This window comes from Ideonella azotifigens (assembly GCF_021043325.1).
Classification (GTDB): Bacteria; Pseudomonadota; Gammaproteobacteria; order Burkholderiales; family Burkholderiaceae_C; genus Ideonella; species Ideonella azotifigens.
On record NZ_JAJNKD010000012.1, the window covers coordinates 1 to 14,276 of the forward strand.

The following is a 14,276-nucleotide window of genomic DNA, read 5'->3' on the forward strand; positions in this document are numbered from 1 at the left end:
CACGTTCGTCTACGTGGGAACGTAGGCTGTCAGCTCTCAGCCGGGAGTTCAAGGACGGGGTTTATTGATCGCTTACCTCTGACCTCGGTTGGCAGATGAGCTTCCATCAGGGCACGCCGACCGAGCTTTATGAGCAGGGTTGAAGAGTTGTTTTGGAGGACTGCATCCGGCCAGGAGCGGTCCTTCACCAAGGGGTGTTCCACAGCCTTTTTCCTGCACGATTCGCGTGCGCAAAAGTTCGGTAAGAATCGTTGACGTCTACCTGCAACACGTGCGAACCATGGAGGGATCAGCGCTATGAGTTACGACTTGATGGTCTTTGCCCCAGAAGCAGCTCCGAAAGATCGAGAAGCCTTCATGGAGTGGTACGACAGCCAGTCCGAGTGGGAGGAAGAACATTCATACGACAACCCCGAGGTTTCCGCGCCAGGGCTTCGAGCGTGGTTCCTTGAAATGATCCAATCATTTCCCGCCATGAACGGACCATTTTCCTCGGATGACCTTCCGGAAGATGAGGCGTCTGTCACTGACTACAGCGTTGGACAGTCTGTCATCTACGCCGCATTTGCCTGGTCCAAGGCCGAGCAGGCGTATGAAGCGATGTTCAGCCTCGCGGCCAAGCATGGCGTCGGTTTCTTTAACGCGAGTTCGGAGAATGCCGAAGTCTGGCTACCCGATGGCAAGGGCGCTTTGTCGCTCACACATACCGCGTGAGAGACCGCAGGAGCCGGCGGTCTCAAGTCAGTCGCGCCAGCTTCCGCTTTGGGTCGCAAGCAGCCGGTCATGGAACTCGGGGTCCCAAACGCTCATAGACGCCGAGGTGCGGTGGCAGTTGCCAGCCCCGTTGGCCTCGGAAGATGATCAAAACGGTGCGGCCGCTTCCAGTGCCAATGGCGCCCTGCTGACCGGATGCGGCAGCGTCAGCTGCCACGCATGCAGCATCAGCCGTGGTGACGCGGCGTCCACGTCTGGCGGCGCGTACAGCTCGTCGCCCAAGATGGGATGGCCGATGGCCTGCAGGTGCACGCGCAGTTGGTGCGAGCGGCCGGTGATGGGGGTGAGGAGGAGGCGGGCGGTGTTGGTGGCGGGGTCGCGCGAGAGGCAGCGCCACAGCGTGGTGGACGGGCGGCCGCGCGCCAGGTCCACCATTTGCCGCGGGCGGTTCGGCCAGTCGGCGATCAGCGGCAGGTCGATCTGGCCGTCGTCTTCCGCGGGCAGGCCGGCGACGATGGCGAGGTAGCGCTTTTCGGTTTGTCGCTGCTCGAAAGCCTGGCTCAGCGTGCGCTGGGCGGCAGCACCGCGGCCGAAGACGAGCACGCCTGAGGTGCCCATGTCCAGGCGATGCACGGTCAGCGCATCGGGGAACAGGGCCTGCACACGGGCTGCGGCGCAGTCGGCGTGCGCCGGGCCGCGGCCAGGCACGGAGAGCAGGCCGGCGGGCTTGTCGATGGCGACGAGTTGGTCGTCGGCATGCAGCACCTTCAGCTCGTCTTGCGGCGGTGCGTAGACGATGCCGCGTTCAGTCACGCTTGGGCGCGCCCGTCGCCGAGATCAGCAGCAGCACGCCGGGCAGCAGGAAGACGAGCAGGAACGGGTCCCAGCCGGTCAGCACCGCGCTGCCCACGCCGAAGCCTGTCATCGCCAGGCCGACCACGCCCATCAGCAAAGCCGACGCATGCCGGCCGCGCCAGCCGGCCCAGGCAGTCTGCAGGCACAGCAGGCCGAAGACCAGCATCGCCAGGCCGCCGAAGTGCCAGCCCATGGCCAGGCCTTGCTGCAGGTCGGCCGGCGCGTTGGCTGCCTGCAGCTTGGCCTGCATGGCCGGCCAGCCGAGCAGGGAATGGGCGGCCGAGTCGGCCAGCAGCAGCACGGCGCCCACCAGGCCCAGCGCGGCAAGCGATCGTTTCATGGCGGAGGCGGGCGCGTGAAAACGCCCGTGACAGCGAAAGGTGCCGCGATCTTAGCGACCGCGGCGCCTTCGCATGTCGCATGCCCGTCACTCGTGCCGCAGCGCCTCGATCGGGTCCAACTGCGCCGCGCGGCGGGCCGGCATGAAGCCGAAGACCACGCCGATGGCGGCGGAGAAGCCGAAGGCCAGCAGGTTCACGCCGGTGTTGAAGGCGTAGGGCACGCCCAGCAGCGAGGTCAGCCCCAGCGAGGCCAGCGTGGCCAGCACCAGGCCGACCAGGCCGCCCAGCGAGGACAGCACGACGGCCTCGATCAGGAACTGCAGCAGCACCTCGCGCTCGAACGCGCCAATGGCCAGGCGCACGCCGATCTCGCGGGTGCGCTCGGTCACGCTGACCAGCATGATGTTCATGATGCCGATGCCGCCGACCAGCAGGCTGACCGCCGCCACAGCGCCCAGCAGCGAGGTCATCAGCTGCGTGGTGCCCGAGAGCGTGGCGGCGATCTGCGCGGTGTCCAGCACGTTGAAGTTGTTCTCCTGCCCTTCCGCCAGCTTGCGGCGCTCGCGCAGCAGCGTGGTCAGGCTGGCGGTCACGGCTTCGCTGTCCACGCCATCGTCCATCGAGACCAGCAGCGTGTTGATGCGGGTGTTGCCGATCACGCGGCGCTGGGCGGTGCGCAGCGGCACGATGATGGTGTCGTCCTGGTCCATGCCCATGGCAGCCTGGCCCTTGCTCGCCAGCGTGCCGATGACCTCGCACGAGAAGCTCTTGATGCGCACCTGCTGGCCGACCGGGTCCTCGTTGTTGAAAAGCTCGCGCTTGATGGTGGCGCCGACCACGCAGACCGCAGCGCCTGCCGTCTGCTCGTCTTCATTGAAGATGCGGCCGGTGGCCAGCGTCCAGTTGCTGGCGGCGAAGTACTGGTCGTTGCTGCCGGTGATGGTGGTCGCCCAGTTCTTGCCGTTGGCGATGACGGTGACGGCAGAGCGCACCTCGGGCGCAACGGCCTTCAGGCCGGCCACTTCATCGCGGATCGCGTCCACATCGGCTTCCTGGAAGGCCGGTGCGCCGGTGCCGCCGCCCGGCCCCAGGCGCTGGCCAGGGCGGATCTGCAGCAGGTTGCTGCCCAGGCTGCTGATCTGTTCGCGCACCGCGCGCGTGGCGCCATTGCCGACCGTGACCATGGTGACCACCGCGGCCACGCCGATGACGATCCCCAGCACCGTGAGGAAGGAGCGCAGCAGGTTGCGGCGGATGGCCCGCAGAGACAACAGGAAGGTGTTGCCCCACATCAGGACTGGCCCTCGCTGAGGTTGGCAAACTGGCTGGGCGGTGCGTCATGCGGCGCCTGGTATTCGTCGCGTTCGATGCGGCCGTCGCGGAAGTGCACGATGCGCTGGGCCCAGGCGGCCATGTCCGGCTCGTGGGTGACCATCAGCACGGTGATGCCGTGTTCGCGGTTCAGCGCGCGCAGCAAGGCCATGATCTCTTCGCTGCGGGCGCTGTCGAGGTTGCCGGTGGGTTCGTCGGCCAGCAGCACTGTCGGCTGGGTGACGATGGCACGGGCAATCGCCACGCGCTGCTGCTGCCCGCCGGACAGCTCGGCCGGCGTGTGGTGCTCCCAGCCGGCCAGCCCGACCTGGGCCAGCGCCGCGCGGCCGGCCTGGTGGCGCTGCGCAGCGGCCTCGCCGCGGTACAGCAGCGGCAACTCGACGTTCTCCAGCGCCGAGGTGCGCGAGAGCAGGTTGAAGCCCTGGAACACAAAGCCCAGGTGGCGGCGGCGCAGCCGGGCGCGGGCGTCGCGGTCCAGCCGCTCCACGTGGATGCCGGCGAACAGGTACTCGCCGCTGGTCGGCGTGTCCAGGCAGCCCAGCAGGTTCATCACCGTGGACTTGCCCGAGCCGCTGGGGCCCATGACCGCGACGAACTCGCCGGCCGGGATGTCCAGGTCCACGCCCTTGAGCGCCTGGAAGGCGATGTCGCCCTGGCCGTAGGTCTTGGTCACGCCGCGCAGGCGGATCAGCGGGCCGCCGGTGGGCAGGTCCTGGGCGGTGCTCATTTCGCAGCTCCGCTGGCCTGGCCCGTCTGCTGGCTGATGATGACAGGCAGGCCTTCCTGCAGGCCTTCGCCGCTGACTTCCGTCAGCCGCCCGTTGCTCAGGCCGACGGTGACGGTCAGCGGTTTGGGCCGCCCGTCCTCCAGCACCCAGATGCGCTTGCTGCTGCCGCTGTCGGCATTCGCCTTCGCGGGCTTGCCGCCGTTCTGTCCTCCGGCACCGCCCGCGCCACCGGGCCGGCCGGCACCGGGCGGGCGCGGCATCAGCATGGACATGATGCCGGCGCCGCCGCTGGGCCCTGCACCCGGCGCGCCGGCGCGCTGCGTGGGCGCGTAGTTCAGCGCGCTGCGCGGCACCAGCAGCACGTTCTTGTGCTCGGTGGCGGCAATCGTCGCGGTGGCGGTCATGCCCGGGCGCAGCGTCTGGTCCGGGTTGTTCACGTCCAGCTGCGTGGTGTAGGTGACCACGTTGTCTGTTGTCGTCGAGCCGAAGGCCACGCGGGTCACGTTGGCCGGGTACTTGCGGCCCGGCCAGGCGCTGACGGTGAACTGCGCAGTCTGACCTTCCTTGACCTGGCCCACGTCGGCCTCGTCCACGTTGACCGAGAGCTTCATGCGGCTCAGGTCCTCGGCCATGGTGAACAGCGTGACGGCCTGCAGCGAGGCGGCCACCGCGTTGCCCGGCTCGACCGCGCGGGTCAGGATCACGCCATCGATCGGCGAGCTGATGGAGGCCTTGGCGAGGTTGGTCTGGTTGGTGCTGAGCCCGGCCTGCGCCTGGGCGACACCGGCACGTGCCGCGGCTTCGGCCGAGATCGCGCGGTCCAGCGTGGCGCGGGCGGCGTCCAGCTCGGTCGCGGCCGGCGTCTTGCCACCGGAGAGCTTGGCCACCTGCTCCAGGCGTGCCAGCGCCAGGCGGGACTCTTCCACCGTGGCCTGCGACTGTAGTACCGTGGCCTGCGCGCTCTGCAGCGCAGCCTTGGAGGTGTTGACCTGGTCGATCAGCTTGGCCGTGTCCAGCTCCACCAGCACCTGGCCCTTCTTGACCCGGTCGTTCACGTCGACCAGCACGCGCGTGACGGTGCCCGAGAGCTCGCTGCCGATGCTGACCGAGCGCGTGGGCTGCAGCGTGCCGTTGGCGGTCACGGTGAGGGACAGGTCACCGCGCTTGAGCGGCTCGGTGACATAGCGCGGCGCATCGGCCTCTGCCCGGTGGCCCAGCCACAAGGCCACGCCAACGCCGGCGAGCGCCAGCAGCGCCACTGCGACCCAGGTGCTGCGGCGGCGCCAGCGCGGGGTGGTGTCGCCGGCCAGCCAGTCGGGGGTTTGCTGGCCGGGGTCTTGGGGAGAAGAAGACGTCATGGAGGATGGGTCCGGAAATGAAGGGCGGCTCAGCGGCTTGCGACGGGCGAGCTGGCGGTCGACTTGGCGGACGGGGCGGTCGCGGCGGTTTCACCGTCCGGCGTCCAGCCGCCGCCCAGGGCCTTGTAGAGCTGCACCAGGTTTTGCGAGAGTTCGGTCTGCGTGCTTTGCAGGCTGGTCTGCGTGCTCAGCAGGTTGCGCTGGGCTTCGAGCAGGCTGGCGGTGTCGATCAGGCCGACCTGGTGGCGCTGGCGGGTCGCGTCGAAGACGTTCTGCGCGGCGGTGGCGGCCTTGCGCAGCGTGCCCACGCGCTCGCGGCTGCCGCGCACGGCGACCAGGCTGTCCTCCACGTCCTTCAGCGCGGTGAGCACCACGGCTTCGTACTGGATGCGCGTGGCGTCCAGCGCAGCGTCCTGCTGGGCCACCAGCGCCTCGCGCTGACCGCCGTCGAACAGCTGCCAGCTGAAGGCCGCGGCCAGGCTGGCAATGCCGGCACCGCTGGCGCCCAGGCCGGCCAGCGTGAGCGCCTGCAGTCCCGCCGAGCCGCTGAGCGAAAACGCCGGCAGGCCTTCGCGCCGGGTCTGGTCGCGGCGGGACCATTGGACCGCCACCGAGGCTTCGGCCGCGCGCAGGTCCGGCCGCTGGCGCAGCAGGTCGGCCGGCACGCCCACGGCCAGCCGGTCCACCAGCGGTTCGGTGTTCGGCATGGCCGAGACCTGGGCCAGGCTGCCCTGCAGCGCCTGCAGGCTGCGGCCGGTCAGCAGCGCGAGCTGGCTTTCGTATTGGGCGACTTCGGTGGTCAGCGAGGGCAGGCTGGCGCGGGTCTGCTCGGTGCTGAGCCGCGCCTGGTCCAGGTCCAGCCCGCTGGCCAGGCCCGCCTGCACGCGCCAGCTGACGAGTTGAGAGCTGTCCTCGAAGCTGTCCAGGCTGGCCTGGGTGATGCGCTGGCGGGCCTGCGCGTCGCGCAAGCCCAGGTAGGCGAGGCCCACCTCGGCGGCCAGCGAGACCTGGGTCGCATGGAGGTCCTGCGTGGCGACCGCCACGTCGGCGCCCGCGGCGTCGATCGCGGCCTGCTGCGAGCCGTTCAGGTCCGGGTTCCAGCTGGCGCTCAGGCCCACCTGGAACTGGTTGCTGTTGGCGTTGTTGCTGTGGTTGCGGCTGGCCGAGGCCGAGGTGCCGACCTGCGGCCGCGCGCCGGCCACGGTCGCCGCGCGCGCCGCCTGCGCCTGGGCCAGCGTGCTGCGGGCCACGCGCAGGTCGGTGTTGCGGGCCAGCGCCTCACGCACCAGCGCGCTGAGGTCGGCATCGTCGAACTGCTGCCACCATTGCGCCAGCACCGCGCCGTCCGCCGGCTTGGCCTGGCCCGGGCCGGCACGCAGCCAGCTCATGGGCAATAACGGCGTGGCCGCCGAAGCCGCGGCGGCGGCGCTCTCTGGCGGCCGGTCTTCAGGCGCAGCAGCCCAGGCGGGCAGCGCCAGCGCCAGGCTCAGCGCCAGCAGCGCGGGCCGGAAGCGGTCAGGCAATGGGTGTGGAAGCATCGGTCCCTGCATGGTGTCCAGTGGTGGCGCGCGAGCAGCGGCGAGCCCCCGAATGTCCAGATGCTCGCCGCGTGCTGGAAGGGCCTTGCGTCCGCTTTGTAAAGTAAAGTGGATTGATCGGTCCATCCCGCTGACTGCGACGACTTCCGCGGCCGCAGGCGCGGAGTCGGCCTGGATCCCTCTTCACAAACCGGTGCACCTCGGATGAATCAGCGGCTTTCCTGGCGTTCGGGCGCGAGACTGGCGGCGCTGGCCGTGGCCTGCTGCGCTTCCCTTGTCTCTGCCAAGAAACCAGCCGAGGCGAATGCCGGCTACGCGGTCAGCGGCAGCTGCGCGGGGCATCCGGCGGTCACTTCGCTGAAGATGGCGCCGGGCTTCTGCGTGGGCCTGGTGGCGAGCGACCTGGGTGCGCCGCGAGGCGTGCTGCCGCTGCCGGACGGGCGCGTGCTGGTGACCGACCGCGGGCCTTGGGACGGCCAGCGCGGCCGCCTGCTGGCACTGAGCTTCGGCGAGCAGGGCGAGGTTCAGCTGAAGGTCTTGCTGAGCAAGCTGGACCGGCCGCACGGCCTGCAACTGGACGCGGCCGGCCGGGTGCTGATTGGCGAGTCCGGCCGCATCGGCGTGGTGGACTTGCGGCCCGATGGCGCGGTGCTGAAGCCGCTGATCGAGCACCTGCCCACGGCTGGGCGCCATCCGCTGAAAGCCTTCATCGTGGCGCCGGACGGGGCCTTGATCGTCAACCTTGGCGCACCGACCGATCACTGCGAAAGCTCGGACCCAGCACCTGCTTCGGCGCCCGCCGGTTTCCTGCCTTGCCCCGTCGCGGAGGGCGACCAGGCCCAGGCGGCGCTGTGGCGCTACGAACGGGTCAAGGGCGAGCCCGAGCGCTGGGAAGGCAAGGTTCTGGCGCGCGGCCTGCGCAACTCGATGGGCCTGGCCTACAGCCCGCTGGACGGCGCGCTTTGGCAGGCCGAGAACAGCCGTGACAGCTTGCCCGGCCCGGTGCACGATTCCGCCACGCGCCCGTTCGACGAGCTCAACCGCGTGGCGCAGGGCCGGCACTACGGCTGGCCGTATTGCACCGAAGCCGATCTGCGCGACCCGGCGTTCGGCAGCTTCGACTGCAGGCAGTACACCGCGCCTGAACGCCTGCTGCCGCCGCACTCGGCCCCGCTGGGCATGCTGTTCTACGACGCGTCGCAAGCCCCCGCCGCCTGGCGCAAGTCCCTGCTCATCACGCTGCACGGCTACCGCCCCACAGGCCACCGCATCATCGGCTACCCGCTGTCGCCCAAGGGCCAGCCCGCCGCGAAACCGATCACCTTGGTCGAAGGCTGGGATGCCGCCACGGGACTGCACCCGATGGGCGCGCCCACCGACATCAAGGCCGACTCGAAGGGCCGGCTGTGGGTGACCGAAGACCGCAACGGGACGCTGCTGGTGATTGCGCCGGTTGTCCAGGATCCAAGGTGAGCGGCGTCACAAGCTGAATCGCCTGCGCTGTCCCGTCCTGCGCCGTTTTCGCGTACACCGTTGACGAAGGGGCGTCGCGCCCCATCCGTCTGAAGACCGACAAACAGGGGAGCCGGTGCACCATGAACATCTCGAACCGCAAGGGGGCCAAGCGGCTTGCCTGGGTGGCGCTGGCCGTGCTGTTGGGGCTGGTGTGCCTGCAATTTTTCAACCACCGCGCGGTCAGCGGCAAGCTGTGTGGCGAAGCGATGCGATGCGCGGACGACAACCATTGGTCCCGTCTGGGCCTGCAGGCCGACATTCCCAAGCTGCCGGCTGCGCTGCAGGCCTCCGCGGTCCAGGCCAGCGTGCACACCGGCCTCTTGCGCAGGGCTTGCAATGGCGGCTGGACGGCAGCTTTTGGGGCGCGCATCGAGCTTGACGCGATTGCCGTTGGCAAGCTGGTCAGCACACAGGGGGCATGTGTGGACGTGGGGCGCAGTGAGCTGCATGCGAGTGTGGCGGGCGCGCAGTTGACGCTGGACAGCTGCCGCGTCCTGCTTTCGCCGCTGCGCCTGGACTGGGACGGCAGCTTGCGGGTTTCGCTGGCGGGGCAGCCCGCACCCGACGCCGCTGCGGCATGCGCCGCGTTGCTGCCGCCTGGGGGTCTTTCGGCTCTGGCGCAAACGCTGGGGGACCTGAAGCTGAGCGCGACAGCCGAGTACGGCTTGCCGTTTTCGAAGGCCGATTCGCTGGCCGGGCTGTCGGTGCAAAAGGTGCTGTCCACCATGGCCACGACGCAGGAACTTCGCTTGGCCTCGGGCAGCGGCACTGGCCAACTGAGCCTGAAGACCCGGCCGGCAGCGGACGCTGCGCAGGCTTCGCCCGAGCTGACGCTCACGGCAGGCGTGGAGGGCGCGTTGCGGGCCTTGCTGCCTGGGGAGCTCGGTGCCTTGATGGCGTCCGGCCACCCGCTGCAGGTTCGCTGGAACCTGGGGCACGAGTCCGGCGTGTCGGTCAACGGCCGGGCTGTCGCCCGCAAGGCGGTGCAGGTCCGCCCGGCCGGTCTGGTGACCTTGGGCGACGAGTGCAGCACGCCGGTGCCGGAGGCTGGCCGCTCGCTGTTTTTCGTGCAGGCCAACGACCAGGGTGAGGCCTTGGCGCCGCCACAGATGCAGGCGGTGTTCGACGCGGTGGCGCAGGCCAACGCAGGTGCCGGCGCGCTGGTTGCGCTCTTCGTGCACGGTTGGCAGCATTCGGCCGACAAGGCGGACAGCTATGTGTGCGACTACGCGGACCTGACCAGCGGGGTCAGGGCGATGGAGCAGGCGGCAGCGCGGGCATCGGGCCGTGCGCCGCGCCAGGTGATTGGCGTGTTCTTCGGCTGGCCAGGCGCGCCTTATGACAGCGAGGTGGCCAATGTGGTCACCACCTTCTGGAACCGGCTGCAGGCGGCTGACAAGCTTGGCGGCGCGCAGGCGGTGTTGCCGCAACTGATCGCGGGCCTGGCTCAGCGGGTGGACTCGGCGCCGCGGGACCAGCGCGCTGACCGACGCAGCGCCTTCGTCGTGGCGGGCCACAGCATGGGCGCGCGCGCGGTGTTCAGCGCCATTCGTGGGAGCCTGTTGCAAACGAGCGCTGGGGCCCAGCTGCCGCCGCGGCCAGACCTGGTGCTGTTGATCAACCCGGCGTTTTCGGCCGAGCTGTACCGCGCGGTGCACGACCAGCAGGCGCAGTGCGCGCCGGCCAGCATGCCGGTGCTGCTGTTTTCGTCGGAAACAGACGGCGTGACCCGCGAGGTCTATCCCGCTGGGCAGGCCATGTCCTATGCGCCTGATGCGCCGCAAACCGCGCCGTTCCTGGAACACATCTACACGGCAGCCAACTTCCCGGCCTTCGTGACCCACCGGCTGCGCATGGAGGTGTTGCAAGGCGAGACGCCGGAGGCGCACGGTCCGCAAACCATCCTGCGCGGCTTCCAGCGCGCGCCGGCCCGGTCCGACGAGCTGTATGCAGACAACCCGGTCACCGTGTTCCGCCAGCCGTCGACCGGCTTTCCGGCCCCGTCGGACGCCTGGTACCGGATGCAGCTCGAACCGGTGGATCCAAAGGCCAGCACCTGCCAGGCCAGCGGTTCCAAAGTCATCGAGGTGGACCGGCGCATCGTGCCCGACCACGGGACCATCTTCACGCCGCCGTTCATGGAGTACGTGGTGCGTGCGCTCAACCACGGGACCGCGGGCTTGCAGCACAAGGCCGCGCCGTAGCCGCCGAGCAGGCACAAAAAAGCCACCCGAAGGTGGCTTGGTCGATTCAGCACTTGGGGCTGATCACTGGCTGACGAAAGCGCGCTCGATCACGAAGTCGCCCGGGGTCGTGGTGTTGCCTTCCTTCAGGCCGCGCACTTCCATCATGGTCTTCAGGTCGCGCAGCATCTCGGGGCTGCCGCAGATCATCACGCGGTCTTCGGCGGCGTTGAGCTGCGGGATGCCGAGGTCGGCGGCGAGCTTGCCGCTCTCGATCACGTCGGTGATGCGGCCCTGGTACTTCGAGGGTTCGCGGGTGACCGTGGGGTAGTACAGCAGCCTGCCCTTGATGAACTCGCCGAGGAACTCGTGTTCGGGCAGGTGCTGGGTGATGTAGTCGTGGTAGGCCAGCTCGTTGTTCTGGCGCACGCCGTGAACCAGGATGACCTGCTCGAATTTTTCGTAGGTGTCCGGGTCGCGGATGATGCTGAGGAAGGGCGCCACGCCGGTGCCGGTGCCAAGCAGGTAGAGGCGCTTGCCAGGCGTGAGGTAGTCGATCAGCAGCGTGCCGGTGGGCTTCTTGCCGACGATCAGCGTGTCGCCGACCTGGATGTGCTGCAGCCGCGAGGTGAGCGGGCCGTCCTGAACCTTGATGCTCAGGAACTCCAGCGTCTCTTCGTAGTTCGGGCTGACGATGGAGTAGGCGCGCAGCAGCGGCTTGCCGTTCACGCGCAGGCCGATCATCGTGAAATGGCCGTTCGAGAAGCGCAGCGAGGTGTCGCGGGTGGTGGTGAAACTGAACAGGCGATCGGTCCAGTGGTGCACGCTCAACACGCGCTCTTCATTGAAGGCACTCATCTCGAAGGTTCGGTAAGGTCACAAGACACGGAGCGACTCACCGCCCCGCAGGACTCGGGATTATCCCTCAGCGGCCTTGCCCGGCCCGGCCTGAGGCTTTGCGCAGGCGCAAGCCAGCCTTGTTCTGGAACAGAGGTCAGCGCCCCTGGCCCAACCAGTCACGCAGGACTTCGGCGGTGTGCTCTCCGAGTTGCGCCGGCGCCTGGCGGTATTGCACAGGGCTGGCCGACAGGCGGATCGGGTTGGCCACCAGCGGCACGCTGCCGAAGGCCGGATGCGGCATTGCCAGCTTCATGCCGCGGGCAATGACCTGCGGGTCCGCGAAGACCTCGCCGAGCCGGTTGATCGGGCCGCAAGGCACGCCCGCGGGTTCCAGCAGCGCCATCCACTCGGTGGTGGTCTTCATCACCGTGGCCTGGCGCAGCAGCGGGATCAGCACCACACGGTTCGCCACCCGCGCCGGGTTGGTCGCGAAGCGTTCGTCCGTCGCCCATTCGGCATGGCCAGCCACGGCGCAGAGCTTGGCGAACTGGCCGTCGTTGCCCACGGCCAGGATCATGTCGCCGTCGGCCGTCGGGAAGTCCTGGTAGGGCACGATGTTGGGGTGCGCATTGCCCATGCGCTGCGGCGCCTTGCCGCTGGTGAGGAAGTTTGCGGCCTGGTTGGCCAGCGTGGCCACCTGCACGTCCAGCAGCGCCAGGTCGATGTGCTGGCCTTCGCCGCTGGTGTGGCGGTGCTGCAGCGCGGCGAGCACGCCGATGGTGGCGTACAGCCCGGTCATGATGTCCACCAGCGCCACGCCCACTTTCTGCGGCCCCGCACCGTCCTCGCCATCGGCCCGCCCCGTCAGGCTCATCAGCCCGCCCATGCCCTGGATCAGGAAGTCGTAGCCCGCGCGCGGCGCATACGGGCCGGTCTGGCCGAAGCCGGTGATCGAGCAATAGATCAGCCGCGGGTTGACGGCTTTCAGGCTGTCGTAGTCCAGCCCGTAACCCTTCAGCCCGCCGACCTTGAAGTTCTCCAGCACCACGTCGGCTTCTGCCGCCAGCGCTCGCACCTGTGCCTGGCCTTCGGGCGATGCCAGGTCAATGGCGACCGAGCGCTTGTTGCGGTTGGCGCACTGGAAATAGGCCGCCTGCTTCGACGGCGAACCGTCTGCCAGCGGCACCCAGGGCGGGCCCCAGGCGCGGGTGTCGTCCCCAGCACCGGGGCGCTCCACTTTCACCACGTCCGCGCCCAGGTCGCCCAGCATCTGGCTGGCCCAGGGGCCGGCGAGGACGCGGGAGAGGTCCAGGACCTTGATGCCTTGGAGTGCGGTGGTGTTCATTTGGGTGCTGTGTGGAGGTTTGCGCGTAGCCAAGGCCATCGGGTAGCCCACTCCGCTCATGTCCCCCGGCCTGCGGCCTCCTCCTTTACTTCGCTGCGTGGGCCACCCAATGCCCTTGGCTGCGAGCGTTTTGTCTTTGCCGCCGAGAACAGCCGGGACCGTGCCCGGTTCGGGAGTCGGGGTGTGCTGCGCAGTGAAGTAAAGGGGGAGGCCGCAGGCCGGAGGACATGAACGGAGCAGCACACCCCGGATCCCGAACCTTGCGCCAACCGTGGCGCAAAGGTCTTCTCAAAGATCAGAACGCCGCAATGCCCGTCATCGCACGGCCGAGGATCAGCGCGTGCACGTCGTGCGTGCCTTCGTAGGTGTTCACCACTTCGAGGTTGACGAGGTGGCGGGCCACGCCGAATTCGTCGGAGATGCCGTTGCCGCCCAGCATGTCGCGCGCGGTGCGGGCAATGTCCAGCGACTTGCCGCAGCTGTTGCGCTTCATGATGGAGGTGATCTCGACGGCGGCCGTGCCTTCGTCCTTCATGCGGCCCAGGCGCAGGCAGCCTTGCAGGGCCAGCGTGATCTCGGTCTGCATGTCGGCCAGCTTCTTCTGCACCAGCTGGTTGGCGGCCAGCGGCTTGCCGAACTGCTTGCGGTCCAGCGTGTACTGCAGCGCCGTGTGCCAGCAGAACTCGGCCGCGCCCAGCGCGCCCCAGGCAATGCCGTAGCGCGCGCTGTTGAGGCAGGTGAACGGGCCCTTGAGACCGCGCACTTCGGGGAAGGCGTTTTCCTCGGGGCAGAACACGTTGTCCATCACGATTTCGCCGGTGATGGAGGCACGCAGGCCCACCTTGCCGTGGATGGCCGGGGCGCTCAGGCCCTTCCAGCCCTTTTCCAGCACGAAGCCGCGGATGGCGCCTGCGTCGTCCTTGGCCCAGACCACGAACACGTCGGCGATAGGGCTGTTGGTGATCCACATCTTGGCGCCGGAGATGCTGTAGCCGCCGTCCACCTTCTTGGCACGGGTGATCATGCTGCCGGGGTCCGAGCCGTGGTTGGGCTCGGTCAGGCCGAAGCAGCCGATGAATTCGCCGCTGGCCAGCTTGGGCAGGTACTTCTGCTTGGTGGCTTCGTTGCCGAACTCGTTGATCGGCACCATCACCAGCGAGCTCTGCACGCTCATCATCGAGCGGTAGCCGGAGTCCACGCGCTCCACCTCGCGCGCCACCAGGCCGTAGCAGACGTAGTTCAGGCCGGCACCGCCGTATTGCTCGGGGATGGTCGCGCCCAGCAGGCCCAGGCTGCCCATCTCGCGGAAGATGGCCGGGTCGGTCTGCTCGTTGCGGAAGGCCATCAGCACGCGCGGGGCCAGGGCTTCCTGGCAATAGGCCGCCGCGGCGTCGCGCACCTGGCGCTCGTCGTCGGTCAGCTGGCTGTTGAGCAGCAGCGGGTCATCCCAGTGGAAGCTGGCCTTGGTTGCCATGGTCGCGGTCTCCGTCAAGTTCAATGTTGGAATCTTAGAATCGAGTCTGCCTGC

12 protein-coding genes are annotated in these 14,276 nt (G+C 68.7%); 3 read left to right on the top strand and 9 right to left on the bottom strand.

Annotation, left to right across the window (positions count from 1 at the left end; genetic code table 11):
- The first annotated feature begins 297 nt into the window (after positions 1–297).
- Entirely contained in the window at positions 298–714 is a 417-nt protein-coding gene (locus LRH25_RS21890) for a hypothetical protein (RefSeq protein ID WP_141290278.1), read from the top strand.
- Positions 715–861: 147 nt separating this feature from the next.
- Here the strand turns inward: LRH25_RS21890 and LRH25_RS21895 are convergent, their stop codons facing one another.
- From LRH25_RS21895 to LRH25_RS21920, 6 genes are all read right to left on the bottom strand, one after another.
- The gene (locus LRH25_RS21895; protein ID WP_231012208.1) at positions 862–1,527 is read right to left on the bottom strand and encodes a pseudouridine synthase; all 666 of its coding nucleotides are present in this window, start codon (positions 1,525–1,527) and stop codon (positions 862–864) included.
- Positions 1,520–1,909, bottom strand: coding sequence for a hypothetical protein (locus LRH25_RS21900; RefSeq protein ID WP_141290277.1), 390 nt, complete (start codon positions 1,907–1,909; stop codon positions 1,520–1,522). Before LRH25_RS21900 ends, LRH25_RS21895 begins: the two co-directional genes overlap by 8 nt.
- An 87-nt stretch (positions 1,910–1,996) precedes the next feature.
- Positions 1,997–3,202 carry an ABC transporter permease gene (locus tag LRH25_RS21905; RefSeq protein WP_141290276.1) on the bottom strand — a complete coding sequence of 402 codons (1,206 nt, stop codon included), beginning with the start codon at positions 3,200–3,202 and terminating at the stop codon, positions 1,997–1,999.
- The gene (locus LRH25_RS21910; RefSeq protein ID WP_231012209.1) at positions 3,202–3,969 is read right to left on the bottom strand and encodes an ABC transporter ATP-binding protein; all 768 of its coding nucleotides are present in this window, start codon (positions 3,967–3,969) and stop codon (positions 3,202–3,204) included. The genes LRH25_RS21905 and LRH25_RS21910 overlap by 1 nt, the downstream gene beginning before the upstream one ends.
- Positions 3,966–5,327 carry an efflux RND transporter periplasmic adaptor subunit gene (locus LRH25_RS21915; RefSeq protein WP_231012210.1) on the bottom strand — a complete coding sequence of 454 codons (1,362 nt, stop codon included), beginning with the start codon at positions 5,325–5,327 and terminating at the stop codon, positions 3,966–3,968. The genes LRH25_RS21910 and LRH25_RS21915 overlap by 4 nt, the downstream gene beginning before the upstream one ends.
- Before the next feature lie 29 nt (positions 5,328–5,356).
- The gene (locus LRH25_RS21920; protein WP_231012211.1) at positions 5,357–6,865 is read right to left on the bottom strand and encodes an efflux transporter outer membrane subunit; all 1,509 of its coding nucleotides are present in this window, start codon (positions 6,863–6,865) and stop codon (positions 5,357–5,359) included.
- Between the two features lie 204 nt (positions 6,866–7,069).
- On the opposite strand from LRH25_RS21920, the gene LRH25_RS21925 reads away from it, so the two are divergent.
- Together LRH25_RS21925 and LRH25_RS21930 are read left to right on the top strand one after the other, a co-directional pair.
- The gene (locus LRH25_RS21925) at positions 7,070–8,338 is read left to right on the top strand and encodes a PQQ-dependent sugar dehydrogenase (protein ID WP_231012212.1); all 1,269 of its coding nucleotides are present in this window, start codon (positions 7,070–7,072) and stop codon (positions 8,336–8,338) included.
- A 122-nt stretch (positions 8,339–8,460) separates the two neighbouring features.
- Positions 8,461–10,584, top strand: a complete 2,124-nt coding sequence (locus LRH25_RS21930; protein ID WP_141286437.1) for a hypothetical protein — start codon at positions 8,461–8,463, stop codon at positions 10,582–10,584.
- Between the two features lie 63 nt (positions 10,585–10,647).
- Here LRH25_RS21930 and LRH25_RS21935 read toward each other — a convergent pair whose 3' ends face one another.
- The 3 genes from LRH25_RS21935 to LRH25_RS21945 form a co-directional block, all read right to left on the bottom strand.
- Positions 10,648–11,421: a ferredoxin--NADP reductase gene (locus LRH25_RS21935; protein WP_141286435.1), complete on the bottom strand. Its 774-nt coding sequence runs from the start codon at positions 11,419–11,421 to the stop codon at positions 10,648–10,650.
- A gap of 136 nt (positions 11,422–11,557) precedes the next feature.
- Positions 11,558–12,748 (bottom strand): CaiB/BaiF CoA transferase family protein, encoded by a 1,191-nt coding sequence (locus LRH25_RS21940; RefSeq protein WP_141286433.1) that lies wholly within the window; start codon positions 12,746–12,748, stop codon positions 11,558–11,560.
- A 295-nt stretch (positions 12,749–13,043) separates the two neighbouring features.
- Positions 13,044–14,222 carry an acyl-CoA dehydrogenase gene (locus LRH25_RS21945; protein WP_141286431.1) on the bottom strand — a complete coding sequence of 393 codons (1,179 nt, stop codon included), beginning with the start codon at positions 14,220–14,222 and terminating at the stop codon, positions 13,044–13,046.
- Between the last annotated feature and the right edge of the window lie 54 nt (positions 14,223–14,276).

What these genes read in the sequence shown, in the direction of transcription:
- LRH25_RS21890 (WP_141290278.1), top strand. Translation starts at nt 298, where the DNA reads ATGAGTTACGACTTGATGGTCTTTGCCCCAGAAGCAGCTCCGAAAGAT.
- LRH25_RS21900 (WP_141290277.1), bottom strand. Translation starts at nt 1,909, where the DNA reads ATGAAACGATCGCTTGCCGCGCTGGGCCTGGTGGGCGCCGTGCTGCTG.
- LRH25_RS21905 (WP_141290276.1), bottom strand. Translation starts at nt 3,202, where the DNA reads ATGTGGGGCAACACCTTCCTGTTGTCTCTGCGGGCCATCCGCCGCAAC.
- LRH25_RS21910 (WP_231012209.1), bottom strand. Translation starts at nt 3,969, where the DNA reads ATGAGCACCGCCCAGGACCTGCCCACCGGCGGCCCGCTGATCCGCCTG.
- LRH25_RS21915 (WP_231012210.1), bottom strand. Translation starts at nt 5,327, where the DNA reads ATGACGTCTTCTTCTCCCCAAGACCCCGGCCAGCAAACCCCCGACTGG.
- LRH25_RS21920 (WP_231012211.1), bottom strand. Translation starts at nt 6,865, where the DNA reads ATGCTTCCACACCCATTGCCTGACCGCTTCCGGCCCGCGCTGCTGGCG.
- LRH25_RS21925 (WP_231012212.1), top strand. Translation starts at nt 7,070, where the DNA reads ATGAATCAGCGGCTTTCCTGGCGTTCGGGCGCGAGACTGGCGGCGCTG.
- LRH25_RS21930 (WP_141286437.1), top strand. Translation starts at nt 8,461, where the DNA reads ATGAACATCTCGAACCGCAAGGGGGCCAAGCGGCTTGCCTGGGTGGCG.
- LRH25_RS21935 (WP_141286435.1), bottom strand. Translation starts at nt 11,421, where the DNA reads ATGAGTGCCTTCAATGAAGAGCGCGTGTTGAGCGTGCACCACTGGACC.
- LRH25_RS21940 (WP_141286433.1), bottom strand. Translation starts at nt 12,748, where the DNA reads ATGAACACCACCGCACTCCAAGGCATCAAGGTCCTGGACCTCTCCCGC.
- LRH25_RS21945 (WP_141286431.1), bottom strand. Translation starts at nt 14,222, where the DNA reads ATGGCAACCAAGGCCAGCTTCCACTGGGATGACCCGCTGCTGCTCAAC.